We start from the raw sequence: 25629 nt of genomic DNA, 5'->3' as shown, positions 1-25629 counted from the left end.
CGAGACCGGATGCGATCCTCGAAAGCCCTTCTGGCCCTCGCGGCCGTCCTGGCGCTCGCCGCCTGCAAGAAGCCGCCGGTCAAGGAGACCGAGGCCGACCGCGCGCGCGCGTTCAACGTGGTGCGGGTCGAGAGCCGGCCGATCACCGGCGGCCTCTCGGCGTCGGGCGACCTGACGCCGCGCGAGGAAGCCGCCGTCCTGCCCGAGGTCACCGGCTATAGGGTCGCCGCGGTGCTGGCCGACGTCGGTCAGTTCGTCAAGAAGGGCCAGGTGCTGGTGCGGCTCGATCCGTCGCTGATCGAGGCCCAGATCGCCCAGGCGCAGGCGCAGTACGACCAGGCCGCCGACCAGGCCGCGCGGGTCAAGGGCCTGGATGGCCAGGGCGTGCTGGCCCAGGAGCAGATCGACCAGCGGCGGTTCCAGGCGCGGGCCTCGGCCGCCCAGCTGCGCGACCTGAAGACCCGCTACGCCAAGATGAACGTCACCGCGCCGGTTTCGGGGCTGATCCTCGAGAAGACGGTGCGCCCGGGCGACCTCTCAGCGGTCAGCACGACGCCCTGGTTCCGGATGGCCCGCGACGGCGAGATCGAGCTGCAGGCGCAGCTCGCCGAAGACGACCTGGCGAAGATCCATCCGGGCAGCCGCGCGCTGGTCACCCTGCCGGACGGGGCGACGGTGACCGGGGTGGTGCGCCTGATCAGCCCGCAGGTGGATGCGCAGACCAAGCTCGGCTTCGTGCGGGTGCGGCTGCCGGTCCGCCCCGACATCCGCGCCGGCGGCTTCGGCCGCGCGGTGTTCACGGAGGCGAGCGGGGTCGCGCTGTCCGTGCCCGACACCGCCGTCAGCTACGACGCCGACGGGGCGAGCGTCATGGTCGTCGACGCGACCAACCATGTGCGCCGGGCGATGGTCCAGACCGGCCAGCGCGGCGGCGGCTGGGTGCAGCTGATCAAGGGGCCCGCCGCGGGCGCGCGGGTCGTGCGCGCCGCGGGCGGCCTGCTGCTCGACGGCGATCTGGTGCGGCCGGTCGAGGCCGCCGCGGCGCCCGCGCCGGCGGCAGGCGCATCGCGATGAGCGACCCGATCCACCGGCCGCGGGTGCGGATTTCGGCCTGGGCGATCCGCAACCCGGTGCCCGTGGCGGTGCTGTTCATCGCCCTCGTGGTGGCCGGGCTGATCTCCTACACCGGCCTGGCGATCAAGCAGTACCCGAACGTCTCCTTCCCTGTGGTGGCGGTGACCGTCACCGAGAACGGCGCAGCGCCCGACCAGATGGAGACCCAGGTCACCCGGCCGGTCGAGGACGCCATGGCCGGCATCGCCGATGTCCGGGACATCCTCTCCACCGTCACCCAGGGCGTCTCCACGACCTCGATGGAGTTCGAGCTCGGCGAGGACCTGCAGAAGAAGACGGACGAGGTTCGCCAGCGGGTCGCGCAGGTTCGCGCCCAGCTGCCGCGCGACATCGACGAGCCGATCGTGCAGCGCGTCGAGATCGAGGATCGTCCGATCCTCACCTACGCCGTCGCCGCTCCCGGCATGAGCGATCAGGATCTGTCGTGGTTCGTCGACGACGCCGTCTCCCAGACGCTGCAGGCGCTCGCCGGGGTGGCGGGGGTGAGCCGGGTGGGCGGGGTGACGCGGGAGATCAACGTCATCCTGGATCCGGAGCGGATCGCGGCGCGCGGGCTCACCGCCCCACAGGTGAACAATGCGCTGCGCTCGATCTCGCTGGACGCGCCGGGCGGACGGCTGGACGTGGGCGGGCAGGAGCAGACGCTGCGGGTCCTGGGTTCTGTGAAGACCCTGCAGGCGCTGAGAGAACTCTCCATCCCCGTGGGGACCAACCGCTACGTGAAGCTGACCGATGTGGCCGATATCGGCGACGGCTCGAGCGAGGTCCGCGGCTTCGCCCGGCTGAACGGCCGTCCGGTGGTGGGCTTCAATCTGTCCAAGACCAAGGATTCGAGCGACGTCACCGTCGAGAACGAGGTCAAGGCGGCGCTGGCCAGCCTGGCGGCGGCGCACCCCGGCGTGAAGTTCACCCCGATCGCCCGCCCCGGCCAGGGCGTCACCTTCGCGAAGATCTTCTCGTCGGTCGACGAAACCCGGGCGAGCTACAATGCGACCCTGCACGTGCTGGCCGAGGGCATGGCGCTGGCCGCCCTGGTGGTTTTCCTGTTCCTCAGGGACTGGCGCGCGACCGCGATCGCCGCCATCGCCATGCCGGTCTCGTTGATCCCGACCTTCTTCGTCATGAACCTGTTCGGGTTCTCGCTGAACGTCGTGACCTTGCTGGCGCTGACCCTGGTGATCGGCATCCTGGTCGACGACGCCATCGTCGAGATCGAGAACATCGAGAAACGCGTGGCGATGGGCGTGAGGCCCTTCCAGGCGGCCATGGAGGGCGCCGACGCCATCGGGCTGGCGGTGGTGGCCACCACCATGGCCATCGTGGTGGTGTTCACGCCCGTGAGCTTCATGAAGGGCATGGCCGGGCAGTTCTTCAAGGAGTTCGGCCTGACCGTTTCGGTGGCCGTGCTGTTCTCGCTGCTGGTCGCGCGCCTGCTCACGCCGCTCATGGCGGCCTATCTGATGAAGCCCACCGCGCGCCCCCACGCCCGCAAGCCCTTCGAAGGCTTCTATCGGAAGGCGCTGGATTGGGCGCTCGACCACCGCATCGTCGCCACCGTGCTGGGCGGGGTGATCTTCTTCGCCTCGATGACCCTGGTGCCGCTGCTGCCCAAGGGATTCCAGCCGGCGGGCGATCCCGACTATCTCTATGTGAACATCCAGGGCCCGCCCGGCGCCACGGCCTCTGACATGGAGGCCGTCGCCAAGCGGATCGATGCGACCTTCCGGGGCGATCCCACCATCACCGGCGTGTTCGTGCAGGTGGGCTCGACCGCCAGCCAGGGCTTCGGCCCCGGCGGCGGGGGCGGCGGCGGAGGCGATCTGCGCAGCGGCACCGCCACCATACTGCTCAACCCGAAGCGCCACCTCAGCGGCGACCAGATCCGCCTGAAATACCGCCAGGCGCTACGCGAGATCCCCGACGCCCGAGTCGATTTCCTCGACTTCCAGGGCCAGGCCGGCGTGCAGCAGATCCTCTCCGGCAACAATCCGGTCTCGCTGGACCGCGCCGCGCTCGAGCTGCAGCGCGAGATGCGCACCCTGCCGATCCTGGTGAACCCGAGGCCCTCGGTGCCGCCCAGCGGCCCCGAGGTGGTGATCCGCCCCAAGCCGGCCGAGTCCGCCCGCCTGGGCGTCTCCGCCGACACCATCGCCTCCATCGCCCGGGTCGCCACGGTGGGCGACGTCGACGCCAACGTGCCGAAGATGGACGAGGGCGAGCGGCGCATTCCGATCCGCGTGCGCCTGCCCGCCGACGCCCGCGTCGACCTGAGCCGCATCGAGGGCCTTCGGCTGCCCACCGCTTCCGGCGGGACGACCCGGCTCGACGAGGTGGCCGACGTGGGTTTCCAGGCCGGCGCGGCGCAGATCTCCAGGCTCAACCGCAAGCGGCAGATCACCATCGAGGCGGGGCTGAACGGGGTCGAGCTCGGGCAGGCCACGGCGGCGATCCAGAAGCTGCCGATCATGAAGCACCTGCCGCCCGGCGTGGGGCCGGCCGACATCGGCCAGCAGCAGGCCATGCGGGAGCTGTTCTCCTCATTCGGCCTGGCCATCTTCGCCGGGGTCTCGATGATCTTCGCGGTTCTGGTGCTGCTGTTCCGCTCGTTCTTCAAGCCGGCGGTGATCCTCTCGGCGCTGCCGCTGGCGGTGGGCGGCGCCTTCCTCGGCCTGCTGATGTTCCGGCTGTCGCTGTCGATCCCCTCCTTGATCGGCTTCCTGATGTTGCTGGGGCTGGCGGCGAAGAACTCGATCCTGCTCGTGGAATACGCCATCGAGGGCGAGCGGGCGGGGCTCTCGCAGCGCGAGGCGCTGCTGGAGGCCTGCCGCGAGCGGGCGCGGCCGATCGTGATGACCACCATGGCCATGGCCGCCGGCATGCTGCCCACGGCGCTCGCGCTGGAGAAGGGCGCGGAGTTCCGCCAGCCGATGGCCGTGGCGGTGATCGGCGGGCTGATCACCTCGACCATGCTGTCGCTGGTGCTGGTGCCGGTGGTCTATGAGTTCGTCGACGATTTCGAGCAGTGGCTGAAGCCGAAGCTCGCGCGGATCATCACCCCGCCGCTTGCGCCCGCCGCCGCCGCGCCCGAGGACCGCCTCTGACCTCCCCGGTCGTCCCGGCTTGGCGGCCGACTACAGCTCGCCCCGGATCACGCGGGCGTAGAGGTCTGGATCCACATTGGCCCCGGAAAGGACGACGCCCACCGCACCGCGCGGCTTCAGCTTGCCCGCCAGGAGCGCGGCCAGCGCCGCGGCGCCGCCCGGCTCGACCACCAGCTTCAGGGTCGCGAAGGCGTAGCGCATGGCCTCGGCGACCTCTGCGTCGGTGACCGCCGCGGCGCCGGCCAGGTTGCGCTTCAGGATCGGGAAGGTGATCTCGCCCGGGAAGGGGCTCTCCAGGGCGTCGCAGAGCGAGCGGCCCTGTGGCTTGATCGTCACGCGCTCGCCGGCTTCGAGCGATTGGCGCAGGTCCTCGAAGCCGGCCGGCTCGACCGCCCACAGCTCGGTGGCGGGCGAGAGCGCCTTCACTGCGAGCGAGATCCCCGCCAGCAGCCCGCCGCCGCTCGCGGGCGCCGCGACCAGGTCGAGGCGCGCGCCGATCGCCTCGGCCTGCCGGACCATCTCCAGCCCGACCGTGCCCTGGCCGGCGACGATCATCGGATCGTCGAACGCCGGCACGAGAACCGCCCCGCGCTCGGCGGCGATTTGGGCGGCGATCGCCTCGCGGCTCTCGCTGAGCCGGTCGTAAGGCCGGATCTCGGCCCCGTACCCGCCGGTGGCCGCGACCTTGATGGCCGGCGCGTCGGCCGGCATGACGATCAGCGCCGGCATGCCGAGCAGCCTCGCCGCCAGCGCCACGCCCTGCGCGTGGTTGCCGGAGGAGAAGGCGACGACGCCGCGCTTGCGCTCGTCCGGCGAAAGCTGGGCGAGGCGGTTGTAGGCGCCGCGGAACTTGAAGGCGCCGACGCGCTGCAGGGTCTCGAGCTTGAGCAGGCACCGCACGCCCAGCCGCTCGCTGAGCGCAGGGCTCTCGATCAGCGGCGTGACCACCGCCTGGCCCGCGATCCGCGCCGCGGCGGCCTCGACGTCGGCGAAGCTGAGGGCGGGCGCGCCGCTCACCGGGCGAACACCATGGAATCCGCGGCGAAAGCCTTGAACTCGAGCGCATTGCCGGAGGGATCGAGGAAGAACATGGTCGCCTGCTCGCCGGGCTCGCCCTGGAAGCGGACCTGCGGGGCGATGGCGAAGCTGACGCCGGCTGCGGTCAGGCGCTCGGCCAGCCGCCGCCACTCGGGAAGGCCCAGGATCACGCCGAAGTGGCGCACCGGCACGGCCTCGCCATCGACGGCGTTGGTGGCGCCCGACCGCTGCTCGGCCGGGGCGAGGTGGGCCACGATCTGGTGGCCATGGAAGTCGAAGTCGACCCACGCGTCGCTGGAGCGCCCCTCCGGGCAGCCCAGCAGCCCGCCGTAGAAGGCCCGCGCCTCGGCGAGGTCGCGCACCGGGAAGGCGAGGTGGAAGCGGGGAAGGTCCATGCCCGCCTCATAGACGAAATGACCGCCGCCGCGCGAGAGCCCTTCCGCGCGCCCCGGGACCCGCTAAGCTCAAGCCTTCGGGGGAGGGTTCATCATGCTGTGCAAGCTGGCCGCGACGGCGGCGGCGCTCGCGGGCCTCGGCCTGGCGGGCCCGGCGTTCGCCGCCGAGCTCATGCTGGGGGCCTACGCCCACGACGTGAGCTTCCTCGGGAGCGCCATCGGCTCGGGCGCCGCCGACCGGGAGAAGGGCGCCGATCTCGAGCTCGGCCTCCGCTCGGGCCGGATCGAGGCGCTCCGGCTGATCGGCGCGCCCCAGGCCCACGCCTTCGTCTCGGTCAACACCAACCACACCAGCGACTTCGTGGCCGCGGGGCTCTCCTGGCCCGTCCGGCTGACCCACCGGCTCTATCTGCGCCCGGGCCTCGGCCTCGCCTATACCGACGGCAAGGCGGGCCTGCCGCCGGTCAACGCGCCGGGGCTCACGCCGGAAGAGATCCAGCGGCGGCTGCATCTGTTCCAGACGCGGATCGATTTCGGCTCCCGGCTGCTGTTCGAGCCGGAGATCGCGCTGGGGGCGCATCTGTCGCCGCGCTGGAGCGCCGAGCTCTCCTGGGTGCACATCTCCAACGGCGAGGTCTTCCATCACGGCAAGAACCAGGGGCTTGACGACGCCGGCGTGCGGGTGATCTACGCCCTCGGCGCGCCGGCCCCCTAGGTCCGCGCCCAAAATCGATCCACGGTCTCCCCGCCGAGCACCTGTCGAAGGGCGGGCATGATCCAACCCCGGCAGGTTGGAGGATCGTATCCATGGCCAATGTGACGGTGGTCGGCGCCCAGTGGGGCGACGAGGGCAAGGGCAAGCTGGTGGACTGGCTGTCCAACCGCGCCGAGGTCGTCGTGCGCTTCCAGGGCGGCCACAACGCGGGCCACACCCTGGTGGTCGGCAACCAGACCTACAAGCTCTCGCTGCTGCCGTCCGGCGTCGTGCAGGGCAAGCTCTCGGTGATCGGCAATGGCGTGGTGGTCGATCCCTGGCACCTGCTGGAGGAGATCGAGAAGGTCCGCGGCCAGGGCGTCGAGATCACGCCGCAGATCCTGGCGCTCGCCGACAACGCCTGCCTGATCCTGCCGCTGCACAAGGACCTCGACCAGGCGCGCGAGGCCGCCGCCGCCAACAAGATCGGCACCACCGGCCGCGGCATCGGGCCGGCCTACGAGGACAAGGTCGGCCGCCGGGCGATCCGCGTCGCCGACCTCGCCGACCGCGAGGCGCTGGAGGCCAAGATCGACCGGCTGCTCGCCCACCACGCCCCGCTCCGGCGCGGCTTGGGCTTGCCCGACGCCGACCCCGCCGAGCTGCTCGCCGCGCTGCAGGCGGTCGCGCCGCAGGTGCTGGCCTACGCCCGCCCCGCCTGGCTGCTGCTGAGCAGGGTGGTGAAGGCCGGCAAGCGGGTGCTGTTCGAAGGCGCGCAAGGCGCGCTGCTGGACGTCGACCACGGCACCTATCCCTACGTGACCTCGTCGAACACCGTGGCCGGCCAGGCGGCCGCCGGCTCCGGCCTCGGCGCCAAGGCGACAGGCTATGTGCTGGGCATCGTCAAGGCCTACACCACCCGCGTCGGCGAGGGCCCGTTCCCGACCGAGCTCGAGGACGAGATCGGCCGCCGGATCGGCGAGGTGGGCCGCGAGTTCGGCACCGTCACCGGACGCGCGCGGCGCTGCGGCTGGTTCGACGCAGTGCTGGTGCGCCAGTCGGTGGCGCTGAACGGCATCGCCGGCGTCGCGCTCACCAAGCTCGACGTGCTGGACGGCCTGCCGAGCCTGAGGATCTGCACCGGCTACCGGCTGGACGGGCGCGAGCTCGACCACCTGCCGGCCGGCCTCAAGGCGCAGGGCCAGCTCACGCCGGTCTACGAGGAGGTGGAGGGCTGGCGCGAGAGCACCCACGGCGCGCGCAGCTTCCGCGACCTGCCGGCCAACGCGGTCAAGTACGTCCGCCGCATCGAGGAGCTGATCGGCGCGCCCGTCGCCCTGCTCTCCACCAGCCCCGAGCGCGACGACACCATCATGATGCACGACCCGTTCGCGGATTGAGCCTCCTACGGCCGCCCGGCGTGAGCCACGTCGACCGTGGCGACCTCGATCTGGCCGTGGGCGGTCTGGCCCACCTCGTCGGGCAGCGAGGAGCGGGCGGTGAGCATGAACAGCGTGCGGCCATCGTCGCCTCCGAGCATGCAGGCGAAGCAGGGCATCTCGGTCGCGATCACCTCCAGCACCTCGCCGCCCTCGGCGATGCGGGCGCATTCCGGGGCGATCGGGTTGGCGATCCAGACGGCGCCCTCGGCGTCCAGGCAGATGCCGTCCGGCAGCCGCGGCCGCAGCGAGGCCCATTCGCGGCGGTTGGAAAGCGCCCCGTCCGCGGCGATGTCGAAGGCGGTGAGGCAGCCGCCCAGGGTCTCGCCGACGATCAGGGCCTTGCCGTCGGGCGTGATCACCGTCCCGTTCGGGAAATGCATGTCGGCGGCGGCTTCATGCACGCCGCCGTCCGGATCGACCCGGGCGAGCTTGGCCGCGACGTGGTCGGCGATCACGCTTTCGGCGCCGCGCGCGGTGAGCTCGCGGTCTAGGTCGAAGCCGAAGTTGCCGACGTAGGCGCGCCCCTGGCCGTCCACGACCATGTCGTTGCAGTGCCAGGTGGCGATGGGATTCAGGTCGGCGTGGGTGCGGATCTGCCCGGCCGCATTGCGGCGCAGCAGCAGCCGGCGCGTCATCGAGACCACCAGCAGGTCGCCGTCGGGCATCCAGCCGAGGCCGGAAGGCTGGTCGTCGAGGGTGAGCTCGGTGCGCACCTCGCCCGCGGCCGAGACCGACTTCACCGCGTGGGCGTAGAAGTCGCTGAACCACAGCCGCCCGTCGTGCCAGCGCGGCCCCTCGCCGAAGTAGATGCCGCCGGTCAGGACCTTCGCTGCTCTGGCCATTTCGCCGCCCCCGATCTCTCGCACGCGCTCACTTCGAGCCCCCGTCCGGGGCTGCGTCAAGCCGTCGCGCAACGGCCACGGAACGCGGGTCTCGTAACCGGCTCTTTACCGACGCGGCCCTAGCCATGGGGCCGACGGGAGCGACGGGCTTGTTCGACCGCGACAGCAAGACCATCCAGGCCATGGCGCCGCTGCTGCAGCGGGTGCTGATCGTCGACCCGCAGGTCGCCAACGCCAAGCTGCTCGGCGAGCTTATGCGCAGCATGGTGCGGTGCCAGGTCTGGGCCGCGGCGACAAGCGCGAAGGCGCTGAAGCTGGCGGGCGCCGTCGGTCCCGATCTGATGTTCGTCGAGCTGGCGGGCGAGGGCCTCGACGGCGTCGACTTCACCCGCCGGCTGCGTCGCTCGACGCTCGCCTGCCGCGATGCGCCGGTGATCATGGTGTCCGGCCAGGCGACCGCCGCCGCGATCCTCGCGGCCCGCGACGCCGGCGTGCACGAGTTCATCCGCAAACCCTTCACCGTGAAGGACCTCACCCGCCGGCTGGAAGCGGTGACCCTGCATCCGCGCGACTGGATCGAAGCCGTGGATTACGTCGGGCCCGACCGCCGGCGGTTCAACTCGGGAGATTACGCCGGCCCGCTGAAGCGGCGCTCCGATGCGCCCCCGGCCCTGGAAGCGGCGCGAACGGCCCAGGCGCTGAAGATCCTCCGCTCCGCGATCGGCGCGGTCGAGCGCGACCCGGCGCAGGCCCTGCGGGCGATGCAGACCCAGCTGCGGGACCTGCGGAAAGCGGCGGCCCAGGCCGGCGACATGAGACTGACCACCGCGGTGATCGAATTCGCCCGGCACGTCGAGGCGATCGAGCACGGCGGCGGCGCACAGCGTGGCGATCTCGAGCGCAAGGCCGCGGCCCTGCTCGCCTATCTGCCACGGGAAGACCAGAGCCCGCAGGCGGCCTGAGCCCGCTCAGGCGGCGGCGGTCTCGAACGCCGCTTGGTAGTAGTCGGCCAGGGCCTGCAGCTCGCGCGCGCCGTCGCCGGAGAAGCACGAGCCGTGCATCACCGCCAGCGTGCGGGGCGCGAGTCCGGCCAGCCGGCGGATCGTCGGCGCGGTCTGCGGCGTCAGCGAGGTGGAGCGGAACATGGCCTCCGTCGCGGCCGCGGCCGCGACCAGGCTCTCGTGGGTGAGGGCGGCGCCGTCGCCCACGTGGGTGAAGAGGTCGCCCGTGAACAGCGTGCCGGTGGTCTCCTCGAAGATCAGCCCCGATTCCCAGGCGTGCGGCACGTGGGGGGTGTCGATCCAGCGGATGCGCCGGCCGCCGAGGTCGAGCGTCTCGCCATCGGCGAGAATTCGCGGCGGCCGGTCGGCGAGGTCGTTCAGCGAGACCATGCAGGCGGTCGCGCCGTGCAGCACCTGCGCCTCGGGCGCCGCGGCGAGCCACAGGTTCATGGAGCCGCACTCGTCGGACTCCACGTGCCCGAACGAGAGCCAGCGGAGGCTGGCGACCGGAAGGATCCGCGCCATGGCGGCCGAGACGGCCTGGTACATGTGCCGCGGGCCGGTGTGGAACAGCAGCGGCTGCTCGGCGTCGATCAGGTACTGGTTGAAGGTGAAGCCGGCGGGCGCGGCGATCTCGGGCACGTAGCTCGAAAAGCGATAGATCCCGTCGGCGATCTCAGCGGTCCGCACGTCCATCTCGGCTCTCGCGATTGGGAAGGCTGGCGCGTGTTCTACCTCAGCCGCTCCCGGCTGTTCAGACACAACCGCGCGAGAACGAGCGATTCCCCGCGCGGCCGGCGCGGGGACCCAGCTCCGCCGGCGGCTCAGGCGTTGACCAGGTTGCGCTCCTGGGCGGCGGCGCGCATCGCCTTCTGCAGCTTCTCGAAGGCGCGGACCTCGATCTGGCGCACGCGCTCGCGGCTGACGCCGTATTGCGAGGCGAGCTCCTCGAGCGTGGTCGGATCGTCCTTCAACCGCCGCTCGGTCAGGATGTGCCGCTCGCGGTCGGTGAGCTCGGCCATCGCCTCCTCCAGGAGGCCCATGCGGATCGAGCGCTCCTCGGACTCGGCGACCACGTGCTCCTGGTTCGGCGTCTGCTCGTCGACCAGCCAGTCCTGCCACTCGCTCTCGGAATCGGAGCGCAGGGGGGAGTTCAGCGAGGCGTCGCCGCCGGAGAGCCGGCGGTTCATCGAGATCACTTCCTCGTCCAGCACGCCCAGCTTGGTGGCGATCTGGCGCACCTGGTCGGGGTGCATGTCGCCCTCCTCCAGGGCGGAGATCTCGCTCTTGGCCTTGCGGAGGTTGAAGAACAGCTTCTTCTGCGCCGCGGTGGTGCCCATCTTCACCAGGCTCCACGAGCGCAGGATGTATTCCTGGATGGCGGCGCGGATCCACCACATGGCGTAGGTGGCCAGCCGGAAGCCGCGGTCAGGATCGAACTTCTTCACCGCCTGCATCAGGCCGACGTTGCCTTCGGAGATCACCTCGCCGATCGGCAGGCCGTAGCCGCGGTAGCCCATGGCGATCTTGGCGACCAGGCGCAGATGGCTGGTGACCAGCCGGTGGGCGGCTTGCGGATCCTCATGCTCCTGCCAGCGCTTGGCGAGCATGAACTCCTCGTCCTTGTCCAGCATCGGGAACTTGCGGATCTCGGACAGGTAGCGACTGAGGCCGCCTTCCGGCGACATGACGGCGAGCGCGTTGGCGGCCATGGATCATCCCCTCTTGGTTCCCGGACGTTTCGGGCCGTGGCGCGTGACGCGCACAAGGACCATCCGCCCCCTCCAACCTATGAGATAGGATCGGGGTTGCGGCGGCGGTAGGTCGCGGGCGGGGAGGCGGCGACCCGAATGTCCGACTGCTCTAGTGGGTTATTTCTAAACCTCGAACGCGGCGCCTTCAAGGCAAGCTTTCTCACAGAGGCTGTTAGCTGAGCTTGCGCTGCGGCTCAGCGCGGCAGCGCGTCCAGCCGCCGCTCCAGTTCGGCCATGTCGGCGGGCGGCGGGCTCTCGAAGCGCAGGGGCGCGTCGCTGACCGGATGGCGGAAGCCCAGGACCGCGGCGTGCAACGCCTGGCGCGACAGACCCGCCGCGGCGATGGCGCGGCGCACCGGCTCGGCGGGCGGCCCGGAGCCATAGAGCGGATCTCCGAGGCACGGGCAGCCCTTCGACGCCAGATGCACCCGGATCTGGTGGGTCCGCCCGGTCTCCAGCCTGCAGGCGAGCCGGGCGGCGAGCGGCTTTGCGTCGGGTCCGAACGTCCGTTCGGTGAGGTAATGGGTCGTCGCCGCGCGCCCGCCGGACCTGACGAGGGCCATCTTCTTGCGGTCGTGGGTCGAGCGGCCGATCGCGCCATCGATGCTGCCGCGGCGAGGCGTCGGGGCGCCGCGCACCAGGGCCACATAGACGCGCTCGATGTCATGGGCGGCGAACAGCGCCGAGAGTCCCTGGTGCGCCTGGTCCGTCTTGGCGGCCACCACGATCCCGGAGGTCTCCTTGTCGATCCGGTGCACGATCCCGGGCCGCGCCACGCCGCCCACGCCCGACAGGGTCTCGCCGCAGTGGTGCAGGAGGGCGTTGACCAGGGTCCCGCTTTCGCTGCCGGGGGCGGGATGCACCGCCATGCCGGCCGGCTTGTCGACGACGATCAGGTGGGCGTCCTCGAACAGCACCTTCAGCGGGACGGCCTCGGCCCGCGGCTCGGCCGGCTCCGGCGGGGGGATCTCGATGCGGTAGAGCCCGGCCTCGGCGCGGCCGGAATTCCCGGTGAGCGGCGCGCCGTCGCGGCTGACCCGTCGCTGCGCCAGCAGCGCCTGGACGCGGGCGCGGGAGAGCTCCGGCAACAGCCCGGCGAGCACCTTGTCGATGCGGCCGCCGGCGTCCTCGGGCGCGACCTCGACGATCCGCACATCGTCGTCTTCCGCCGGCTCGCGGGCGGGCTCCGGCGCGCGCACGGCTAGCGCCGCTCCAGGGCCAGCCGCACGCCGAAGCCCATGAACACCCCGCCGGTCAGCCGGTCGAGCCAGCGGACGACGCCGGCCCGTCGCAGCAGCTGGGAGATCGGCTGCGTGGCGCCGATCAGGATGGCGAACCAGATGGCGCCCAGCACGTCGTGCAGCATGGCCAGCAGGAACATGAACGGCGCCGCGGGCACATGGGCCGGCACGAATTGCGGGAGGAACGAGACGTAGAACACGCCGGCTTTGGGATTGAGCAGGTTGTTGAGCGCGCCGCGCGAAAGCCAGGCGAGTCCGCTTCTGGGCGGGGGCGCGGCGCCGGCGACCTCAAACCGGTCGCGGGGCTTCAGGATCAGCCGCAGGCCGAGCCAGAGGAGATAGGCGGCTCCGGCCCACTTCAGAACGAGGAACGCCATGGGCGACGTCGCGAGCAGCGTGCCCGCCCCAAGCGCCACGAGCGCGCCCCAGCCGAGCGTTCCGATGAAGATCCCGATGGCCGCGAGCCACGCGGTCTTCGGCCCCTCCACCGCCGCGGTCCGGAGCACCAGGGCGGTGTCCAGCCCGGGCGTGAGGGTGAGCAGGCCGGCCGCCACCGTGAAGGCGATCAGCGCCTCCGGCACGGTCACGGCGCGGCCCTCAGCTTGCCGTTCTCGATCACCCGGTAGAAGCAGGAGCGCGCGCCGGTGTGGCAGGCGCCGCCGTCGCCCTGCGGCCGCACCTTGAGCCAGACGGCGTCCTGGTCGCAGTCGATGCGCGCCTCGACCACCTGCTGGACCTGGCCGCTGGTCGCGCCCTTGCGCCAGAGCTCGTTTCGCGAGCGGCTGAAGTAGTGCGCCTCGCCGGTCGCCAGCGTCTGCGAAAGCGCCTCGGCGTTCATCCAGGCGAGCATCAGCACCTCGCCGGTTTCGGCGTGCGTGGCGATCGCCGCCACCAGCCCGTTGGCGTCGAACCGCGGCGCCAGCTGATCGCCGTGCTCGAGAGCCTCGGGGGTGGGGGCGGTGGGGAACGACGGCTCGGCCATTCCCCTCCTTAGCGCCTCAGCGCTTGTTGACGAAATCCAGGAACCGCTGGCGGAGCGTCGGGTCGGTCTTGAAGACGCCGGTGAACTGGGTGGTGAGCGTCGACACGTGCCGGTGGTGCACGCCGCGGGTGGTCATGCACTGGTGGACCGCATCGATCAGCACCGCGACGCCTGCGGGCCGCAGGCTGTCGGTGATCGCATCGGCGATCTGCTGGGTCATGGTCTCCTGGGTCTGCAGGCGGCGGGCGAAGATCTCCACCACCTTGGCCAGCTTGGAGATGCCGACCACGCGATTGGTCGGCATGTAGGCGACGAACGCCTTGCCCAGGAACGGCGCCATGTGGTGCTCGCAGTGGCTCTCCACCTCGATGTCGCGCAGCATGACGATGTCGTCGTAGCCCTGCACGTCCTCGAAGGTGCGCGACAGCTCGACGGCGGGATCGAGGTTGTAGCCCTCGAACCATTCGCCGAAGGCGTCCACGACGCGCTTGGGGGTGTCGATCACGCCTTCGCGGCGGGGGTCGTCCCCGGCCCAGGCGATCAGGGTGCGAACGGCCGCCATCGCTTCTTCGCGGGTGGGGCGCTTCACGGCTTCAAGATCAAGGTCGGTGTCGGAGCCGACCAGGGTTCGGTCGCGGATGGCGTCCATGTCTGAATGCGGGTCTTTCCGGGGCTGAGTTGCGCCGGGACGAAGGTCCCGGAAATGACGCGTGGCCACCCCTTTCACTTGGACGGAAAATGGCCGCCGGGGTTCCCGTGGCGTCCCATCCAGGCTGCCTGTATATGGGCTGCCCCCCTTCGGGGGCAACCGTTCCGCAGCGTAAGAGATCGATGGCTCTCGCCCTCTACGACACCATGGCGCGCGCCAAGCGCCCCTTCGTCCCGCGCGATCCCGAGCGGGTGACGATGTATGTCTGCGGGCCTACGGTCTATAACTTCGCCCACGTCGGCAACTTCCGCCCGGTGGTGGTGTTCGACGTGCTGTTCCGGCTGCTGCGCCATGTCTATGGCGAAGACGCGGTGCTCTACGCCGCCAATGTCACCGACGTCGACGACAAGATCAACGCCAGGGCCGCCGAGGAGGGCGCGCCGATCGAAGCGGTGACCGACCGCTACCTCGCCGCCTACAATGAAGACGCGGCCCAACTGGGCGCGCTCGCGCCCACCTTCCAGCCGCGCGCGACGCGGACGATGGATGCGATCATCGCCATGATCGGCCAGCTCGTGCGCAACAACGCCGCCTACGCCGCCGAGGGGCACGTCCTGTTCGACACCCAGGCCTACGCCGACTACGGCCAGCTCTCGGGCCGGCCGCTGGACGAGATGATCGCCGGCGCACGCGTCGAGGTGGCGCCCTACAAGCAGAACCCGGCCGACTTCGTGCTGTGGAAGCCCTCGAAGCCCGGTGAGCCGGTCTGGGAAAGCCCCTGGGGCCCCGGCCGGCCCGGCTGGCACATCGAGTGCTCGGCGATGATCGAGCAGACGCTGGGGCTGCCGATCGACATCCACGGCGGCGGCGTCGACCTCGTCTTCCCGCACCACGAGAACGAGCGCGCCCAGGGCGTCTGCGCCACGCACGAGCCGACCTACGCCCACTACTGGCTGCACAACGGCTTCCTGAACTTCGGCGAGGAGAAGATGTCGAAGTCCGTCGGCAACGTGGCGCTCGCCCACGATCTCCTGCGGCGCTACCCGGGCGAGGCGATCCGCTGGGCGCTGCTGGTCGGCCACTATCGCGCGCCCTTGGAATGGAACGGGGAGCTGATCGAGCAGGCCAGGCGCTCGCTCGACCGGCTCTATGGGGCGCTTCGCCGCGCCGCCGACGTGGCCCCCGAGAGCGAGCAACCTTCGGCCGGCTTCCTCGCCGCGCTCGACGACGACCTCAACACCGCCGCCGCGATGGCCGAGCTCTTCGCGCTCGCTGCGAAGCTGGAGAACGGGTCCGCGGAGGAAAAGCGCCGGGCGAAGGGCGAGCTCCTGGGCTCCGCGGGATTGATGGGCTTCCTCGCCGCCGATCCGGAGCAGTGGTTCCAGGGCGGCGCGGACGAGGGCCTGAAGGGGCGCATCGAGGCGCTGGTGGCCGCCCGCGATCTCGCCCGGCGCGAGAAGGACTGGCCCGAGGCCGATCGCCTGCGCGCCGAGCTCACCGCCCTGGGAGTCGAGGTGATGGACGGTCCCGCCGGCGCGACCTGGCGGCTCAAGGCGCCGGCATGACCGGCCTGCGAGCTGCGCCTAAGGCCTTGCAATCGCCCAACTCCTCGGGCCTCGTTGGCGGGTTATGCCGATCGCCCCGCCGCCGCCCCTGAAAGTCAGCCCCTTCGGCCGCATGGGGCCGCCGAAGCCGAAAGGCGGGGCCGCGCCGAAAGCGCCGGCCGGCCCGCGCGGCGTCCGCATCGAGCACCGCATCGGCGTCCAGGCCCCGGCCGAGGCGATCTGGGACGTGCTCTACGATCTCGAGAGCTGGAGCGAGTGGAACCCGCTCTACCCGAAGGCCTCCGGCGTGATCCGCATCGGCGCGCCGCTCTCCCTGACCCTGGCGGTGCCGGGCCAGCCGGAGCGCGCCATCCAGCCCACCGTGCTGGAGTGGGTGCCCAACGAGCAGTTGCACTGGCGGCTGTCGCTGATGGGCGGCCTGGTCAAGACCGTCCGCTACATCGAGATCGATAGCCTCGCGGAGGAGAGCTGCATCCTGAACAACGGCGAGATCTTCGGCGGGCTGATGGGCGCTTCGGTGGTCAGGCAGTCGGGCCGCGCCATCCACCGCGGCTTCCAGGCCATGGGCGAGGCGCTGAAGGCCCGCGCCGAGGCGCAGTGGCAGGCGCAGAACGGCGCGGCGCGGCTCACGGCGGATTGAGCGGCGACTCGCGCGGGACCGTCGCCCCAGGGCGGGGCACGTAGAGCTTGTGGCACTCGTTGCAGGCGTCGTAGAGCCGCCCGCCCATCTCGAAGGCCTTGGCCGCGTCGTTTGCGCGGACCGGCGCCTCGCCCAGGCGCGCCACCTCGATCATCAGCCGGGCGTCGTCGTTCCAGCGCCCGGAGCGCGTGAATGGCGGTCGTTGGAGGGTTTTTCCCCACGCCTGCATGGCCTTCGCGCCCTTCAGGGCGGCGGCCCAGCGCAGCTTCGCCTGGGCCGGGGTCTCGCTCTCCGGCGGATCGTTGCCGGCCGCCCAGAACGCCAAGGCGGCCGGATTCACCTGGCCCGCCATGATCATCTGCATCGTATCCCCCCGCGCCAGCGCCGCCGGCGCGACGGCGATGAGGGCGAGCGTGAGGACAAGACGCAGATGCATGAGGGAAGCTTGGCATGACGTGCGGCGCCCGCGCTACCTCCCCTGCGGGGGAGGATTTGAAAGCGCGTGGCATCGTCTGATTGCCCCCGCCGGGCCTGCGCCCTACATCCCCCGCATGATCGACGATCTCTACTCGGCGAAGGTGCTGGCCCTGGCGGCCAATCTTCCGCGGCTCGGGCGGCTGGCGCATGCCCAGGGCTCGGCCGAGAAGATCTCCAAGCTGTGCGGCAGTCGGGTGCTCGTCGACGTCGCCATCGACGGCGACCGCGTGGCCGATTTCGCCCAGGAGGTGAAGGCCTGCGCGCTGGGTCAGGCCTCGGCCTCGGTGCTGGGGGCGAATGTGCTCGGCGCCTCCGTTCACGAACTGGAAAGCGCGCGCGATCAGTTTCGTGCTATGTTGAAGGAAGGCGGCTCCCCGCCCGACGGACGATTTGCGGACCTGGCGATGCTTGCGCCTGTGAAGGACTATCCGGCCCGCCACGCCTCGACGCTGCTCGCGTTCGAGGCGGTGTGCGAGGCTGTGCGCAAGGCGATGGCGCGAACTAGCCCCGCCGGCGCGGCTTGATCCTCTCGTAGGCCCGGCGTAAGCGCTCGGACCGTTCCTCAAATCCGCTCACCGGCATGACCCTTTACGAGAGCTGCGTCAGGGGCGCGCTTCGCGCCTACAAGCTGACGCTTTCGCCGCTGATCGGGCGGCAGTGCCGGTACCTTCCGACCTGCTCGGAATATGCCGCTGAAGCCCTGATCGGCCACGGCCCGTGGCGCGGGAGCGGTCTCGCGCTGCGCCGGCTGTGTCGTTGCCATCCCTGGGGTGGATCAGGGTACGACCCGGTCCCGCCCCCGCGCCGCAAGGGAAAGCCCCCTGCCGCGCGAACGTGGACGTGTGAGACATGATCGACCTGATTTTTCCCGACGGCTCCAAGCGCCAGTTCGACGACGGCGTCACGGGCCGCGACATCGCCGCCGGCATCTCCAAATCGCTGGAGAAGAAGGCCGTTCTCGTGAAGCTCGACGGCGAGCTGCTCGATCTCGACCGCCCGCTCGCCAAGGGCGGGCGCTTCGAGATCCTGACGCGCGAGAGCCCTGAGGCGCTGGAGACCATCCGCCACGACATCAGCCACATCATGGCCGAGGCGGTGCAGGAGCTCTATCCGGGCACGCAGGTGACCATCGGCCCGGCGATCGAGGACGGCTTCTACTACGACTTCGCGCGCGACGAGCCGTTCAGTCTCGACGACCTGCCCAAGATCGAAGCGCGGATGAAGGAGATCGTCGACCGCGACGAACCGATCCAGCGCGAGGTTTGGGACCGCGACGAGGCGGTCCGCCACTTCGAATCCATCGGCGAGCGCTACAAGGCCGAGATCATCCGCGACCTGCCGCTGGGCGAGGAGATCAGCGTCTATCGGCAGGGGAGCTGGAAGGACCTCTGCCTCGGGCCGCACCTGCCGTCCACGAAGGCGGCCGGCAAGGCGTTCAAGCTGACCAAGCTGGCCGGCGCCTACTGGCGCGGCGACCACCGCAATCCGCAGTTGCAGCGGATCTACGGCACGGCCTGGGCCAGCGAGGCCGAGCTGGAAGCCTACCTGCACCGCCTGGAGGAGGCCGAGAAGCGCGACCACCGCAGGATCGGCCGCGCCATGGACCTCTTCCACATGCAGGAAGAGGGCCGGGGCATGGTGTTCTGGCATCCCAAGGGCCTGACGCTCTGGCGCGTGATCGAGAGCTACATTCGGAGAAGGCTGGACGCGGCGGGCTATGCGGAGATCCGCACGCCGCAGGTGCTGGACCGGGTGTTCTGGGAGAAGTCGGGCCACTGGGAGAAGTACCGCCCGAACATGTTCGTCTGCGAGACGGAGGAGGGCGAGGAACTGGCGCTGAAGCCGATGAACTGCCCGGGCCACGTGCAGATCTTCAACCAGGGCATCAAGAGCTACCGCGACCTGCCGCTGAGGCTCGCCGAGTTCGGCGCCTGTCACCGCTACGAGCCGTCCGGCTCGCTGCACGGCCTGATGCGGGTGCGCGGCTTCACCCAGGACGACGCCCACATCTTCTGCCGCGAGGACCAGATCGAGGACGAGACGGCCCGCTTCATCGAGCTCGCCAGCTCGGTCCACGCCGACTTCGGCCTGGAGCGGGAGCATGTCGCCCTGGCGACCCGGCCAGAGCTGCGCGCCGGCAGCGACGAATTCTGGGACAAGGCCGAGGCCCAGATGCTGGCCGCCGCGCGCAAGGCCGGCGTCGAGCCGGTGATCGCCGAGGGCGACGGCGCCTTCTATGCGCCGAAGCTCGACTTCATCCTGCGGGACGCGATCGGCCGCAGCTGGGCCTGCGGCACGATCCAGCTCGACTATGTGCTGCCCGAGCGGCTCGACGCCAGCTACATCGGCGAGGACGGCCAGAAGCACCGGCCGGTGATGCTGCACCGGGCGATCTGCGGCTCGCTCGAGCGATTCATCGGCGTGCTGATCGAGCACTATGCCGGCGCATTTCCGCTCTGGTTGGCTCCTGTTCAGCTTGTTGTGGCCACAATCACCTCTGACGCTGACGACTACGCGCGCGAGGCGGCCGCGGCGCTGCAGGCGAGGGGGCTGAGGGTGGAGCTCGATCTCCGCAACGAGAAGGTGGGCTACAAGGTCCGCGAGCACAGCCTCGCCAAGGTGCCGGTGATCGCTGTCGTCGGCCGCCGCGAGGCTGAGCAGCGGCAGCTCGCCTTGCGCCGCCTGGGCTCGGACGGGCAGCAGCTGATCGGACTGGACGAAGCGTCAAATGCGCTTGCCTCTGAGGCGAGTCCGCCTGATCTTGCGAGGCAGGTGGCGGGCGCGCCGGCGCCTCGCACGGCGGTGGTCAGGGAGGCTGGATGAACGGCGTCGCCGCACCCATCGTCGCCGCGGAACCCGCGGAGCTCGCGGAGTTCCTCAAGCCACGCCGCGCCGTCTCGGTGATCATGGTGGTCTACATGACCGGCGAGGCCCTCCAGGAGAGCCTCGCGTGCGTGCTGCGCGACCCGCTGGTCGACGAGTTGGTGGTGGTGGACAACGGCTCGAGCGAAGCCGAGGCGCACGTGCTGCGCAGCCTGGCCGCGCGCGATCCGCGTGTGGTGTTGCTGGGCGGACACGGCAATGTCGGATTCGCGCGTGGCGCGAATCTCGGCGTGCGCAAGGCGCGCGGCGACCTGCTCGTGTTCCTGAACCCCGACGCCTTCCTGCAGCCCGGCTGCGTGGCCGAGCTGGTCCGCGAGATCGAGAGCCGCCCGGCGCCCTGCCTGGTCGGCGGCCGGGTGCTGAACGCCGACCGCTCGGAGCAGCGCGGCGGCCGTCGCGGCGACATCACCCCGATGAGCGCGCTGCTGTCGCTCAGCCGCCTGGCGCAGCGCGTGCCGGGCTGGCGGCGCTTCGAGGTTCACTGGGAGGACGACGCCGAGCCCGAGGGCGTCTCGCTCGTCCCGACCATCTCGGGAGCCTGCTTCTGCATGCGTCGCGAGGACTTCGAGGCCGTGGACGGCTTCGACGAGGGCTATTTCCTGCACGTCGAGGATGTCGACCTCTGCTGGCGGGTGCGCCGCCAGGGCGGCCAGGTGCTGTTCCATCCGAAGGCCGAGGTGATCCACCTGGGCCACACCAGCCAGACCAGCCCGTTGCGCGTGGAGTTCCACAAGGGCGTCGGGCTCGCCCGCTACTTCCGCAAGCGGGCGGAGACCTTGCCGGAGCGTTTGGCGGCGTGCCTGCTGTCCCCGCTGGTGGTCGGGGCGGCGCTGGCCCGGCCCCTGCTCTGGCGGCTAACCGGCCGCGCGACTTAGGGGGAAGCCCCCCGCCCGGCTCACCGATGCCGTCGGCTGCTTGCCGAGAAGGCCCGTGACCCAATCGGCGGTCGCGATCAGCGCCTCGAGGTCGTAGCCGGTCGAATAGCCCGCCCGCTCGAGCATGTAGACCAGGTCCTCGGTGCCGATGTTGCCGGTGGCGTCCGGCGCGAAGGGGCAGCCGCCCAGGCCGCCGCAGCTGGCGTCCAGCACCTCGACGCCCGCCTCGACGCTGGCGAAGGCGTTGGCGAGCCCGGTGTTGCGGGTGTCGTGGAAATGCATGCGCAGGCGAAGGCCCGGGGCGGCGGTCCGCGTCGCCTCGATGCGCCGCCGCACCAGCCACGGATCGGCCACGCCGATGGTGTCGGCGAGGGCGAGCTCGTCCACCTCGGCCTCCGCCGCAGCGCGCACGATGCGCAACACCTGCGCCTCCGAGACCTCCCCCTCGAACGGGCAACCGAACGCCACCGAGATGGTCACGGTGATCGGCGGGCCGCCTTCGGCGTGCTTGCGCGCGGCGATCTTCCGCATGGCGGCGACCTGCTCCTCGACCGAGGCCCCCTGGTTGCGGATGCCGAAGCCGTCGGTCGCGCAGACCACCACGTTGGCTTCGTCGCAGCCGGCGGCCAGGCAGCGGTCCCAGCCGCGCTCGTTCAGCACCAGGCCGATCCGCGAACGGCCCTCGGCGTGCGGCAGGGCGGCCGAGATTTCTTCCGCGCCGGCCATCTGCGGAACCCGCTTGGGATTGACGAAGGAGACGGTCTCCATTCGGCGGGCGCCCGCCCGCTCCAGGCGCTGGATGAGCTCGATCTTCTGATCGATCTCCAGCAGCGCCTTCTCGTTCTGCAGCCCGTCGCGCGGGCCCACTTCCACGATCTCGATGCGGCGGCTCATGGCTGGCTGTCTCCCGGCTCGGCCCCGTTCGGCGCGTCGGGCGCCTTGTAGACACGTAGGGAGAGCTTGTGGCCGGTTGAATAGTCCACGCCGTCGATGCGGGCGACCGGGATCGCGGCCGCATGGTCGGCGGCGAGCGCCTTGCGGAAGGCGGGCTCTTCGCGGGCCTCCACCACGGCCGGGCGGTGCTCGACCATGGCCGCCGCGGCGTCCTCGGCGTCGCCCAGCTCGGTGTCGGTGCCGAGCTCGAAGACCAGGCTGGGCTCGGCGTAGCCGGCGACGGTCACCGGGGCGTCGGCGAGCCCCTGGCTGGGCAGCAGCTGCGCCCGGGCCATCGCATCCTCGACCCGCTCCGAGAGCCAGAGCGGCTGAAGCCTGGGCGCGAGCCCGGCCGCGAGCGCGGCGTGGCCCAGGAGGCCGAGGCCGAGCCCCGAGACCGCCGCCTTCAGAGGCGCCCGGCGGACCAGGAGGTAGGCCGCGACCAGCCCGGCCGCCGCGAGCAGCGCCGCCGTCAGCACCGCTTCCGGCGCCTCTGCGCCCGTCCCGTAGAGCTTCATCAGGTAGACCACCCCGGCCGCCAGTATCAGCCCGGCCAGCGCCTGCAGCGCCGCGCCGAGCCACCTCGCCCGGGCGCCCAGGGGCTGCGCCAGGGCCGCGCCCGCCAGCCAGGCGAGGGCGCCATAGGCCGGCAGGGTGTAGTGGACGAGCTTGGTCGGGAGCGCCTCGAACACCAGCCAGGTGGGGATCAGCCAGGCCAGGGCGAAGCGGACGCCGGGTTCGCCACGCCGCCGCCACGCCGTGACGGCGGCGGCCGGCAGCAGCAGCGTCATCGGGAACGCCAGGATCGGCGCCAGCAGCGTGTGGTAGCCCGGCGGCGCGCCATGGGTCTCCTGGCCGCCGGCCAGCTTCGGCGCGAGGTCGCCCGCCACCGCGCTCGACCAGAAGCCGCCGTCGGTGGCCACCGTGACCGCCCCGGCCCACGGTCCGACGATGATCAGGAACAGGACGAGCCCCCAGTAGGCGTCGAGCCGGGCGAGCCAGCCGGCCCGCCGCTCGGCGACGACCAGAGCCAGGACGGCGAGCGCCGCCACCATCGGTCCGACGGGGCCCTTCACCAGGGTGGCGACCCCCAGCCCCGCCCAGAACGCCATGGCCGCCGCGCGCCCGGCCGGCGGCCCGCCGCGCGCCGAGGCGTAGATCCTGCCGAGCGCCGCCATGGCCAGCGTCGTCGCGCCGCAGAGCACCGCGTCGGTCTTGGCGATGAAGGCCTCGGTGGAGAGCAGAAAACTCGCCCCGAGCATGGCGCCGGCGAGCAGTCCGGCCTCGTCGCCGAAGAAGCCCGCGGCCCCCCAGGCGCAGGCGGCGGCGGCCAGCATCGCCCCGATCAGCGAGGGAATGCGGTAGGCCCAGATCTGCCGCGCCTCCGGGCTGGAGAACAGGCTGACGCTGGCCGCCTGCAGCCAGTGGATGCCGACCGGCTTCTTGAAGCGCGGCTGCTCCTGATAGCGGATGACCACGAAATCGCGGCTCTCCAGCATCTGCGCCGTCGCCTGGGCGAAGCGGGATTCGTCGCGGTCGAGCGGAGGCACGGCGATCAGGCCCGGCAGCCCGGCCAGGAAGGCGATGAAGGCCGCCACGGCGGGTCCGCGCCATCCCCGGCTCCACCGCGCCAGTTCCCCCTCGAGCGTCATGTCATCCTGATAGCATGATCCTTCCACGGACCAGCTTTTCGGCTATGCAGGCGCCATGGCCCGCCGCCCCGCCGCCTCCGCGCCCCAGGTTTCGATTGTCGTGCCCGTCTTCGATGAGGCGGGCGCGGCGCCCGCGCTCGCCCGCGAGATCGCGACCGCCTTCAAGGGCCGCAGCTTTGAAATGGTGTTCGTCGACGACGCCAGCCGCGACGGCACCCGCGCCGGGCTAGAGGCGCTCGAGCGGGATATGCCGGAGCTGCGGGTGCTGGCCCACCGCAAGAACGCCGGCCAGAGCCGCGCCATCCGCACCGGCGTCCTGGGCGCGCGCGGCGAGATCATCGTCACGCTCGACGGCGACGGCCAGAACGACCCGGCCGACGGGCCGAAGCTGGTGGACGCGCTGCTGGCCGGCGGGCCCGACCTGGCGCTGGTGGGCGGCGAGCGGGTGAAGCGCCAGGACAGCCGGGCCAAGAAGATCGCCTCGCGGATCGGCAACGGGGTGCGCAAGCGCCTGCTGCGCGACACCGCCAACGACACCGGCTGCGGGCTGAAGGCGTTCCGCCGCGAGGCCTTCCTGAGGCTCCCCTATTTCGACCACATCCATCGCTACCTGCCGGCGCTGATGGTCCGGGAGGGCTACCGGACGGCGTTCCTGCCGGTGAACCACCGCCATCGCACCACCGGCCGCTCGAAGTACACCAATCTCGGCCGGCTCTGGGTGTCGCTCTCGGATCTGCTCGGGGTGATGTGGCTGCAGTCCAGGGCGCGCGATCCGGCCGGCGTCGAGGAGCTCTAGGTCAGGGCGCTGAAGATCAGGGCCACGAGCGCGAGGTCGAAAGCGCGGCAGACGAGTTGCAGCATGCTGGGCCCATGGTCGATGGTCTCGATCGCGGTCAAGCAAGACCGGCGCCACTCGGCCTGGAGCTCCATGGCCCTGTTCTTCGATGTCGACTGGTTCGAGGCGCGCCTCGCCGAACGCGGGCTGTCGCGCGAGGTGCTGGCGAGCGCGAGCGGTCTCAGCGAGGCCGAGCTCGCCCTGGTCTTCAAGGACCAGCGGGAGCTTTCCGCCGAGGAGGTGGCGAAATTCGCCGAGCTCCTGGGCGCGCCGGCGGCTGAGGTGGCCTTGCGGGCCGGCGTTTCGACCCCGGCGCCCGGCCAAGGAGACGTGGCGGGTCGGATCGCCGCGCTCGAGCGGCGCATGGCGGCGCTCGAGGCCGAGATCGCCCGGCTGAAGCGCGGTTAGACTTCGGCGCGGGCGTTGGCGCCCCGGCGTGACCTGCGGTCCTTCGAACCTGACCATTCGGTGCGGTTATAGAGGTTGTTGGCCGCATCGAATGCTGCGGGGCCGGCGCGCAGGCCGCGCTTGGCGCCGTCCTGGCCGATCAACTGCGCGGCGAGCTCGGCGCGCCCGCTCGGGCGCTCCGAACGGGGCTCGATCGGCGGCGCGCGAGTCACCGGGACCGGCAGGCGCGCGGGCCCGGCCTCGTCAGCGGCCTGCGGCGCGCCCGGATCTGCCGTCTGGGCGCGGCGCGGAAGGTCCGAACGACGGATCGGCTCGATTCGGGACATCATGCTTAAGCGGCTGCAAACCCTGAGCCAGACGCCTGTGACGTCAGCGCTTGGTGGCGAGCTTGTCGATCTGCGCCTGCATCTCCTCCATTTGCCTGCGTAGCTGGGTCAGCGCGTCATCGCTCGCCGGCGGTTCAGCCTTCGGCCCGGCGGGGGCGGGTCCCTGGGCCTTGGCATCGGCGAACGGGGTGAACATCTTCATCGCGCGGTCGAACAGGGCGAGGTTCTGGCGGATCTGCTCCTCGTAGGCGTTCATGCCGCCGGCCGCGCCCAGCGCGGAGATCTGGCTGCGCATCCGCTCCTGCTGCTGGGTGAAGGCGGCCAGCGACATCTCCAGGTAACTGGGCAGAAGCGACTGCAGCGAATTGCCGTAGAAGCCGATCAGCTGCCGCAGGAACTGGATCGGCAGCAGCGACTGGCCCTGGCTCTCCTCCTCGAAAATGATCTGCGTCAGGACCGAGCGGGTGATGTCCTCGTTGGTCTTGGCGTCATAGACCACGAAATCGACGCCCCGCTTCACCATGTCGGCGAGGTGCTCGAGGGTCACATAGGATGAGGAGGCGGTGTTGTAGAGCCGCCGGTTGGCGTATTTCTTGATGACCACGCGCTCGCCCTGGGGCGCGTCCTTACCCGGGGTGTCAGCCATCCCAAACCCTTGCGCCGGACGCCCGCTGCGGCGCCGCGTTTCTGCACCGCAGTATCGCGGATGCGAGGCGATTAGCAATTGCGGCTGCGAATTTGCGCGATGCGGGGTTGCGGAAC

27 protein-coding genes are annotated in these 25629 nt (G+C 71.1%); 13 read left to right on the top strand and 14 right to left on the bottom strand.

Features of this window, described 5'->3' with window-relative positions; translation table 11 throughout:
- On the top strand, positions 1-1074 hold a 1074-nt coding region (locus VLI41_RS15365; RefSeq protein ID WP_325268962.1), incomplete at its 5' end, for an efflux RND transporter periplasmic adaptor subunit.
- On the top strand, positions 1071-4235 hold the full coding sequence (locus tag VLI41_RS15360) for an efflux RND transporter permease subunit (protein ID WP_325268961.1): 3165 nt from the start codon (positions 1071-1073) through the stop codon (positions 4233-4235). The genes VLI41_RS15365 and VLI41_RS15360, both read left to right, overlap by 4 nt.
- Before the next feature lie 30 nt (positions 4236-4265).
- Here the strand turns inward: VLI41_RS15360 and VLI41_RS15355 are convergent, their stop codons facing one another.
- Together VLI41_RS15355 and VLI41_RS15350 are read right to left on the bottom strand one after the other, a co-directional pair.
- Positions 4266-5252, bottom strand: coding sequence for a threonine/serine dehydratase (locus tag VLI41_RS15355; protein WP_325268960.1), 987 nt, complete (start codon positions 5250-5252; stop codon positions 4266-4268).
- The gene (locus VLI41_RS15350) at positions 5249-5668 is read right to left on the bottom strand and encodes a VOC family protein (RefSeq protein WP_325268959.1); all 420 of its coding nucleotides are present in this window, start codon (positions 5666-5668) and stop codon (positions 5249-5251) included. The genes VLI41_RS15355 and VLI41_RS15350 overlap by 4 nt, the downstream gene beginning before the upstream one ends.
- Before the next feature lie 94 nt (positions 5669-5762).
- On the opposite strand from VLI41_RS15350, the gene VLI41_RS15345 reads away from it, so the two are divergent.
- Complete coding sequence (locus tag VLI41_RS15345) at positions 5763-6383, top strand: acyloxyacyl hydrolase (RefSeq protein WP_325268958.1); 621 nt, start codon at positions 5763-5765, stop codon at positions 6381-6383.
- Positions 6384-6475: 92 nt separating this feature from the next.
- Positions 6476-7762 (top strand): adenylosuccinate synthase, encoded by a 1287-nt coding sequence (locus VLI41_RS15340; RefSeq protein ID WP_325268957.1) that lies wholly within the window; start codon positions 6476-6478, stop codon positions 7760-7762.
- A gap of 5 nt (positions 7763-7767) precedes the next feature.
- Here the strand turns inward: VLI41_RS15340 and VLI41_RS15335 are convergent, their stop codons facing one another.
- Positions 7768-8646 carry an SMP-30/gluconolactonase/LRE family protein gene (locus tag VLI41_RS15335; RefSeq protein WP_325268956.1) on the bottom strand — a complete coding sequence of 293 codons (879 nt, stop codon included), beginning with the start codon at positions 8644-8646 and terminating at the stop codon, positions 7768-7770.
- 149 nt (positions 8647-8795) lie between these two features.
- Here VLI41_RS15335 and VLI41_RS15330 point away from each other — a divergent pair, with 149 nt between their 5' ends.
- On the top strand, positions 8796-9608 hold the full coding sequence (locus VLI41_RS15330; RefSeq protein ID WP_325268955.1) for a response regulator: 813 nt from the start codon (positions 8796-8798) through the stop codon (positions 9606-9608).
- Positions 9609-9614: 6 nt separating this feature from the next.
- On the opposite strand, the gene VLI41_RS15325 is transcribed toward VLI41_RS15330, so the two are convergent.
- The 6 genes from VLI41_RS15325 to folE all read right to left on the bottom strand — a co-directional run bounded on the left by VLI41_RS15325 (position 9615) and on the right by folE (position 14273).
- Positions 9615-10343, bottom strand: a complete 729-nt coding sequence (locus VLI41_RS15325; RefSeq protein WP_325268954.1) for an MBL fold metallo-hydrolase — start codon at positions 10341-10343, stop codon at positions 9615-9617.
- Between the two features lie 128 nt (positions 10344-10471).
- Entirely contained in the window at positions 10472-11359 is an 888-nt protein-coding gene (gene rpoH, locus VLI41_RS15320) for an RNA polymerase sigma factor RpoH (protein WP_325268953.1), read from the bottom strand.
- Positions 11360-11595: 236 nt separating this feature from the next.
- Positions 11596-12555 (bottom strand): RluA family pseudouridine synthase, encoded by a 960-nt coding sequence (locus tag VLI41_RS15315; protein ID WP_414692574.1) that lies wholly within the window; start codon positions 12553-12555, stop codon positions 11596-11598.
- Between the two features lie 47 nt (positions 12556-12602).
- On the bottom strand, positions 12603-13229 hold the full coding sequence (locus VLI41_RS15310; RefSeq protein WP_325268951.1) for a LysE family translocator: 627 nt from the start codon (positions 13227-13229) through the stop codon (positions 12603-12605).
- The gene (gene hisI, locus VLI41_RS15305) at positions 13226-13624 is read right to left on the bottom strand and encodes a phosphoribosyl-AMP cyclohydrolase (protein ID WP_325268950.1); all 399 of its coding nucleotides are present in this window, start codon (positions 13622-13624) and stop codon (positions 13226-13228) included. The genes VLI41_RS15310 and hisI overlap by 4 nt, the downstream gene beginning before the upstream one ends.
- A gap of 16 nt (positions 13625-13640) precedes the next feature.
- The gene (gene folE / locus VLI41_RS15300) at positions 13641-14273 is read right to left on the bottom strand and encodes a GTP cyclohydrolase I FolE (RefSeq protein ID WP_325268949.1); all 633 of its coding nucleotides are present in this window, start codon (positions 14271-14273) and stop codon (positions 13641-13643) included.
- Between the two features lie 182 nt (positions 14274-14455).
- On the opposite strand from folE, the gene cysS reads away from it, so the two are divergent.
- Together cysS and VLI41_RS15290 are read left to right on the top strand one after the other, a co-directional pair.
- Complete coding sequence (gene cysS / locus VLI41_RS15295; protein ID WP_325268948.1) at positions 14456-15838, top strand: cysteine--tRNA ligase; 1383 nt, start codon at positions 14456-14458, stop codon at positions 15836-15838.
- Between the two features lie 64 nt (positions 15839-15902).
- The gene (locus VLI41_RS15290; RefSeq protein WP_325268947.1) at positions 15903-16478 is read left to right on the top strand and encodes an SRPBCC domain-containing protein; all 576 of its coding nucleotides are present in this window, start codon (positions 15903-15905) and stop codon (positions 16476-16478) included.
- Here VLI41_RS15290 and VLI41_RS15285 read toward each other — a convergent pair.
- The gene (locus VLI41_RS15285) at positions 16465-16914 is read right to left on the bottom strand and encodes a hypothetical protein (protein WP_325268946.1); all 450 of its coding nucleotides are present in this window, start codon (positions 16912-16914) and stop codon (positions 16465-16467) included. The genes VLI41_RS15290 and VLI41_RS15285 overlap by 14 nt on opposite strands.
- A 115-nt stretch (positions 16915-17029) precedes the next feature.
- Here VLI41_RS15285 and VLI41_RS15280 point away from each other — a divergent pair, with 115 nt between their 5' ends.
- Genes VLI41_RS15280 through VLI41_RS15265 form a run of 4 tightly spaced genes read left to right on the top strand, consistent with a single transcriptional unit; the run spans position 17030 to position 20713 of the window.
- The gene (locus VLI41_RS15280; protein WP_325268945.1) at positions 17030-17479 is read left to right on the top strand and encodes an iron-sulfur cluster assembly scaffold protein; all 450 of its coding nucleotides are present in this window, start codon (positions 17030-17032) and stop codon (positions 17477-17479) included.
- A 56-nt stretch (positions 17480-17535) separates the two neighbouring features.
- On the top strand, positions 17536-17808 hold the full coding sequence (gene yidD / locus VLI41_RS15275; protein ID WP_325268944.1) for a membrane protein insertion efficiency factor YidD: 273 nt from the start codon (positions 17536-17538) through the stop codon (positions 17806-17808).
- Positions 17805-19778, top strand: coding sequence for a threonine--tRNA ligase (gene thrS / locus VLI41_RS15270; protein WP_325268943.1), 1974 nt, complete (start codon positions 17805-17807; stop codon positions 19776-19778). Before yidD ends, thrS begins: the two co-directional genes overlap by 4 nt.
- Positions 19775-20713: a glycosyltransferase family 2 protein gene (locus tag VLI41_RS15265; RefSeq protein ID WP_325268942.1), complete on the top strand. Its 939-nt coding sequence runs from the start codon at positions 19775-19777 to the stop codon at positions 20711-20713. The genes thrS and VLI41_RS15265 overlap by 4 nt, the downstream gene beginning before the upstream one ends.
- Here VLI41_RS15265 and VLI41_RS15260 read toward each other — a convergent pair.
- Both VLI41_RS15260 and VLI41_RS15255 read right to left on the bottom strand, forming a co-directional pair.
- Positions 20693-21607, bottom strand: coding sequence for a hydroxymethylglutaryl-CoA lyase (locus VLI41_RS15260; RefSeq protein ID WP_325268941.1), 915 nt, complete (start codon positions 21605-21607; stop codon positions 20693-20695). The two genes, VLI41_RS15265 and VLI41_RS15260, sit on opposite strands and share 21 nt — an antisense overlap.
- Positions 21604-23298 (bottom strand): glycosyltransferase family 39 protein, encoded by a 1695-nt coding sequence (locus tag VLI41_RS15255; RefSeq protein ID WP_325268940.1) that lies wholly within the window; start codon positions 23296-23298, stop codon positions 21604-21606. Before VLI41_RS15255 ends, VLI41_RS15260 begins: the two co-directional genes overlap by 4 nt.
- 55 nt (positions 23299-23353) lie before the next feature.
- Between VLI41_RS15255 and VLI41_RS15250 the strand changes: the two genes are divergently transcribed.
- Both VLI41_RS15250 and VLI41_RS15245 read left to right on the top strand, forming a co-directional pair.
- Positions 23354-24094: a glycosyltransferase family 2 protein gene (locus VLI41_RS15250; RefSeq protein ID WP_325268939.1), complete on the top strand. Its 741-nt coding sequence runs from the start codon at positions 23354-23356 to the stop codon at positions 24092-24094.
- Positions 24095-24226: 132 nt separating this feature from the next.
- Positions 24227-24541, top strand: a complete 315-nt coding sequence (locus tag VLI41_RS15245) for a helix-turn-helix domain-containing protein (protein WP_325268938.1) — start codon at positions 24227-24229, stop codon at positions 24539-24541.
- On the opposite strand, the gene VLI41_RS15240 is transcribed toward VLI41_RS15245, so the two are convergent.
- Entirely contained in the window at positions 24538-24870 is a 333-nt protein-coding gene (locus VLI41_RS15240) for a hypothetical protein (RefSeq protein WP_325268937.1), read from the bottom strand. The genes VLI41_RS15245 and VLI41_RS15240 overlap by 4 nt on opposite strands.
- Positions 24871-24910: 40 nt before the next feature.
- Positions 24911-25513 carry a polyhydroxyalkanoate synthesis repressor PhaR gene (gene phaR / locus VLI41_RS15235; RefSeq protein WP_325268936.1) on the bottom strand — a complete coding sequence of 201 codons (603 nt, stop codon included), beginning with the start codon at positions 25511-25513 and terminating at the stop codon, positions 24911-24913.
- Positions 25514-25629 lie beyond the last annotated feature (116 nt).

This window comes from Phenylobacterium sp. (genome assembly GCF_035475775.1).
Lineage (GTDB): Bacteria > Pseudomonadota > Alphaproteobacteria > Caulobacterales > Caulobacteraceae > Phenylobacterium.
Note: the sequence above shows the minus strand (reverse complement) of the source record. Positions and strands in the feature narration are given on the sequence as shown.

Bases quoted from the DNA above. Each gene is read 5' to 3' on its own strand.
- VLI41_RS15360 (WP_325268961.1), top strand. From the start codon at position 1,071: ATGAGCGACCCGATCCACCGGCCGCGGGTGCGGATTTCGGCCTGGGCG.
- VLI41_RS15350 (WP_325268959.1), bottom strand. From the start codon at position 5,668: ATGGACCTTCCCCGCTTCCACCTCGCCTTCCCGGTGCGCGACCTCGCC.
- VLI41_RS15345 (WP_325268958.1), top strand. From the start codon at position 5,763: ATGCTGTGCAAGCTGGCCGCGACGGCGGCGGCGCTCGCGGGCCTCGGC.
- VLI41_RS15340 (WP_325268957.1), top strand. From the start codon at position 6,476: ATGGCCAATGTGACGGTGGTCGGCGCCCAGTGGGGCGACGAGGGCAAG.
- VLI41_RS15335 (WP_325268956.1), bottom strand. From the start codon at position 8,646: ATGGCCAGAGCAGCGAAGGTCCTGACCGGCGGCATCTACTTCGGCGAG.
- VLI41_RS15325 (WP_325268954.1), bottom strand. From the start codon at position 10,343: ATGGACGTGCGGACCGCTGAGATCGCCGACGGGATCTATCGCTTTTCG.
- rpoH (WP_325268953.1), bottom strand. From the start codon at position 11,359: ATGGCCGCCAACGCGCTCGCCGTCATGTCGCCGGAAGGCGGCCTCAGT.
- hisI (WP_325268950.1), bottom strand. From the start codon at position 13,624: ATGGCCGAGCCGTCGTTCCCCACCGCCCCCACCCCCGAGGCTCTCGAG.
- folE (WP_325268949.1), bottom strand. From the start codon at position 14,273: ATGGACGCCATCCGCGACCGAACCCTGGTCGGCTCCGACACCGACCTT.
- cysS (WP_325268948.1), top strand. From the start codon at position 14,456: ATGGCTCTCGCCCTCTACGACACCATGGCGCGCGCCAAGCGCCCCTTC.
- VLI41_RS15290 (WP_325268947.1), top strand. From the start codon at position 15,903: ATGCCGATCGCCCCGCCGCCGCCCCTGAAAGTCAGCCCCTTCGGCCGC.
- VLI41_RS15285 (WP_325268946.1), bottom strand. From the start codon at position 16,914: ATGCATCTGCGTCTTGTCCTCACGCTCGCCCTCATCGCCGTCGCGCCG.
- VLI41_RS15280 (WP_325268945.1), top strand. From the start codon at position 17,030: ATGATCGACGATCTCTACTCGGCGAAGGTGCTGGCCCTGGCGGCCAAT.
- yidD (WP_325268944.1), top strand. From the start codon at position 17,536: ATGACCCTTTACGAGAGCTGCGTCAGGGGCGCGCTTCGCGCCTACAAG.
- thrS (WP_325268943.1), top strand. From the start codon at position 17,805: ATGATCGACCTGATTTTTCCCGACGGCTCCAAGCGCCAGTTCGACGAC.
- VLI41_RS15265 (WP_325268942.1), top strand. From the start codon at position 19,775: ATGAACGGCGTCGCCGCACCCATCGTCGCCGCGGAACCCGCGGAGCTC.
- VLI41_RS15260 (WP_325268941.1), bottom strand. From the start codon at position 21,607: ATGAGCCGCCGCATCGAGATCGTGGAAGTGGGCCCGCGCGACGGGCTG.
- VLI41_RS15255 (WP_325268940.1), bottom strand. From the start codon at position 23,298: ATGACGCTCGAGGGGGAACTGGCGCGGTGGAGCCGGGGATGGCGCGGA.
- VLI41_RS15250 (WP_325268939.1), top strand. From the start codon at position 23,354: ATGGCCCGCCGCCCCGCCGCCTCCGCGCCCCAGGTTTCGATTGTCGTG.
- VLI41_RS15245 (WP_325268938.1), top strand. From the start codon at position 24,227: ATGGCCCTGTTCTTCGATGTCGACTGGTTCGAGGCGCGCCTCGCCGAA.
- VLI41_RS15240 (WP_325268937.1), bottom strand. From the start codon at position 24,870: ATGATGTCCCGAATCGAGCCGATCCGTCGTTCGGACCTTCCGCGCCGC.
- phaR (WP_325268936.1), bottom strand. From the start codon at position 25,513: ATGGCTGACACCCCGGGTAAGGACGCGCCCCAGGGCGAGCGCGTGGTC.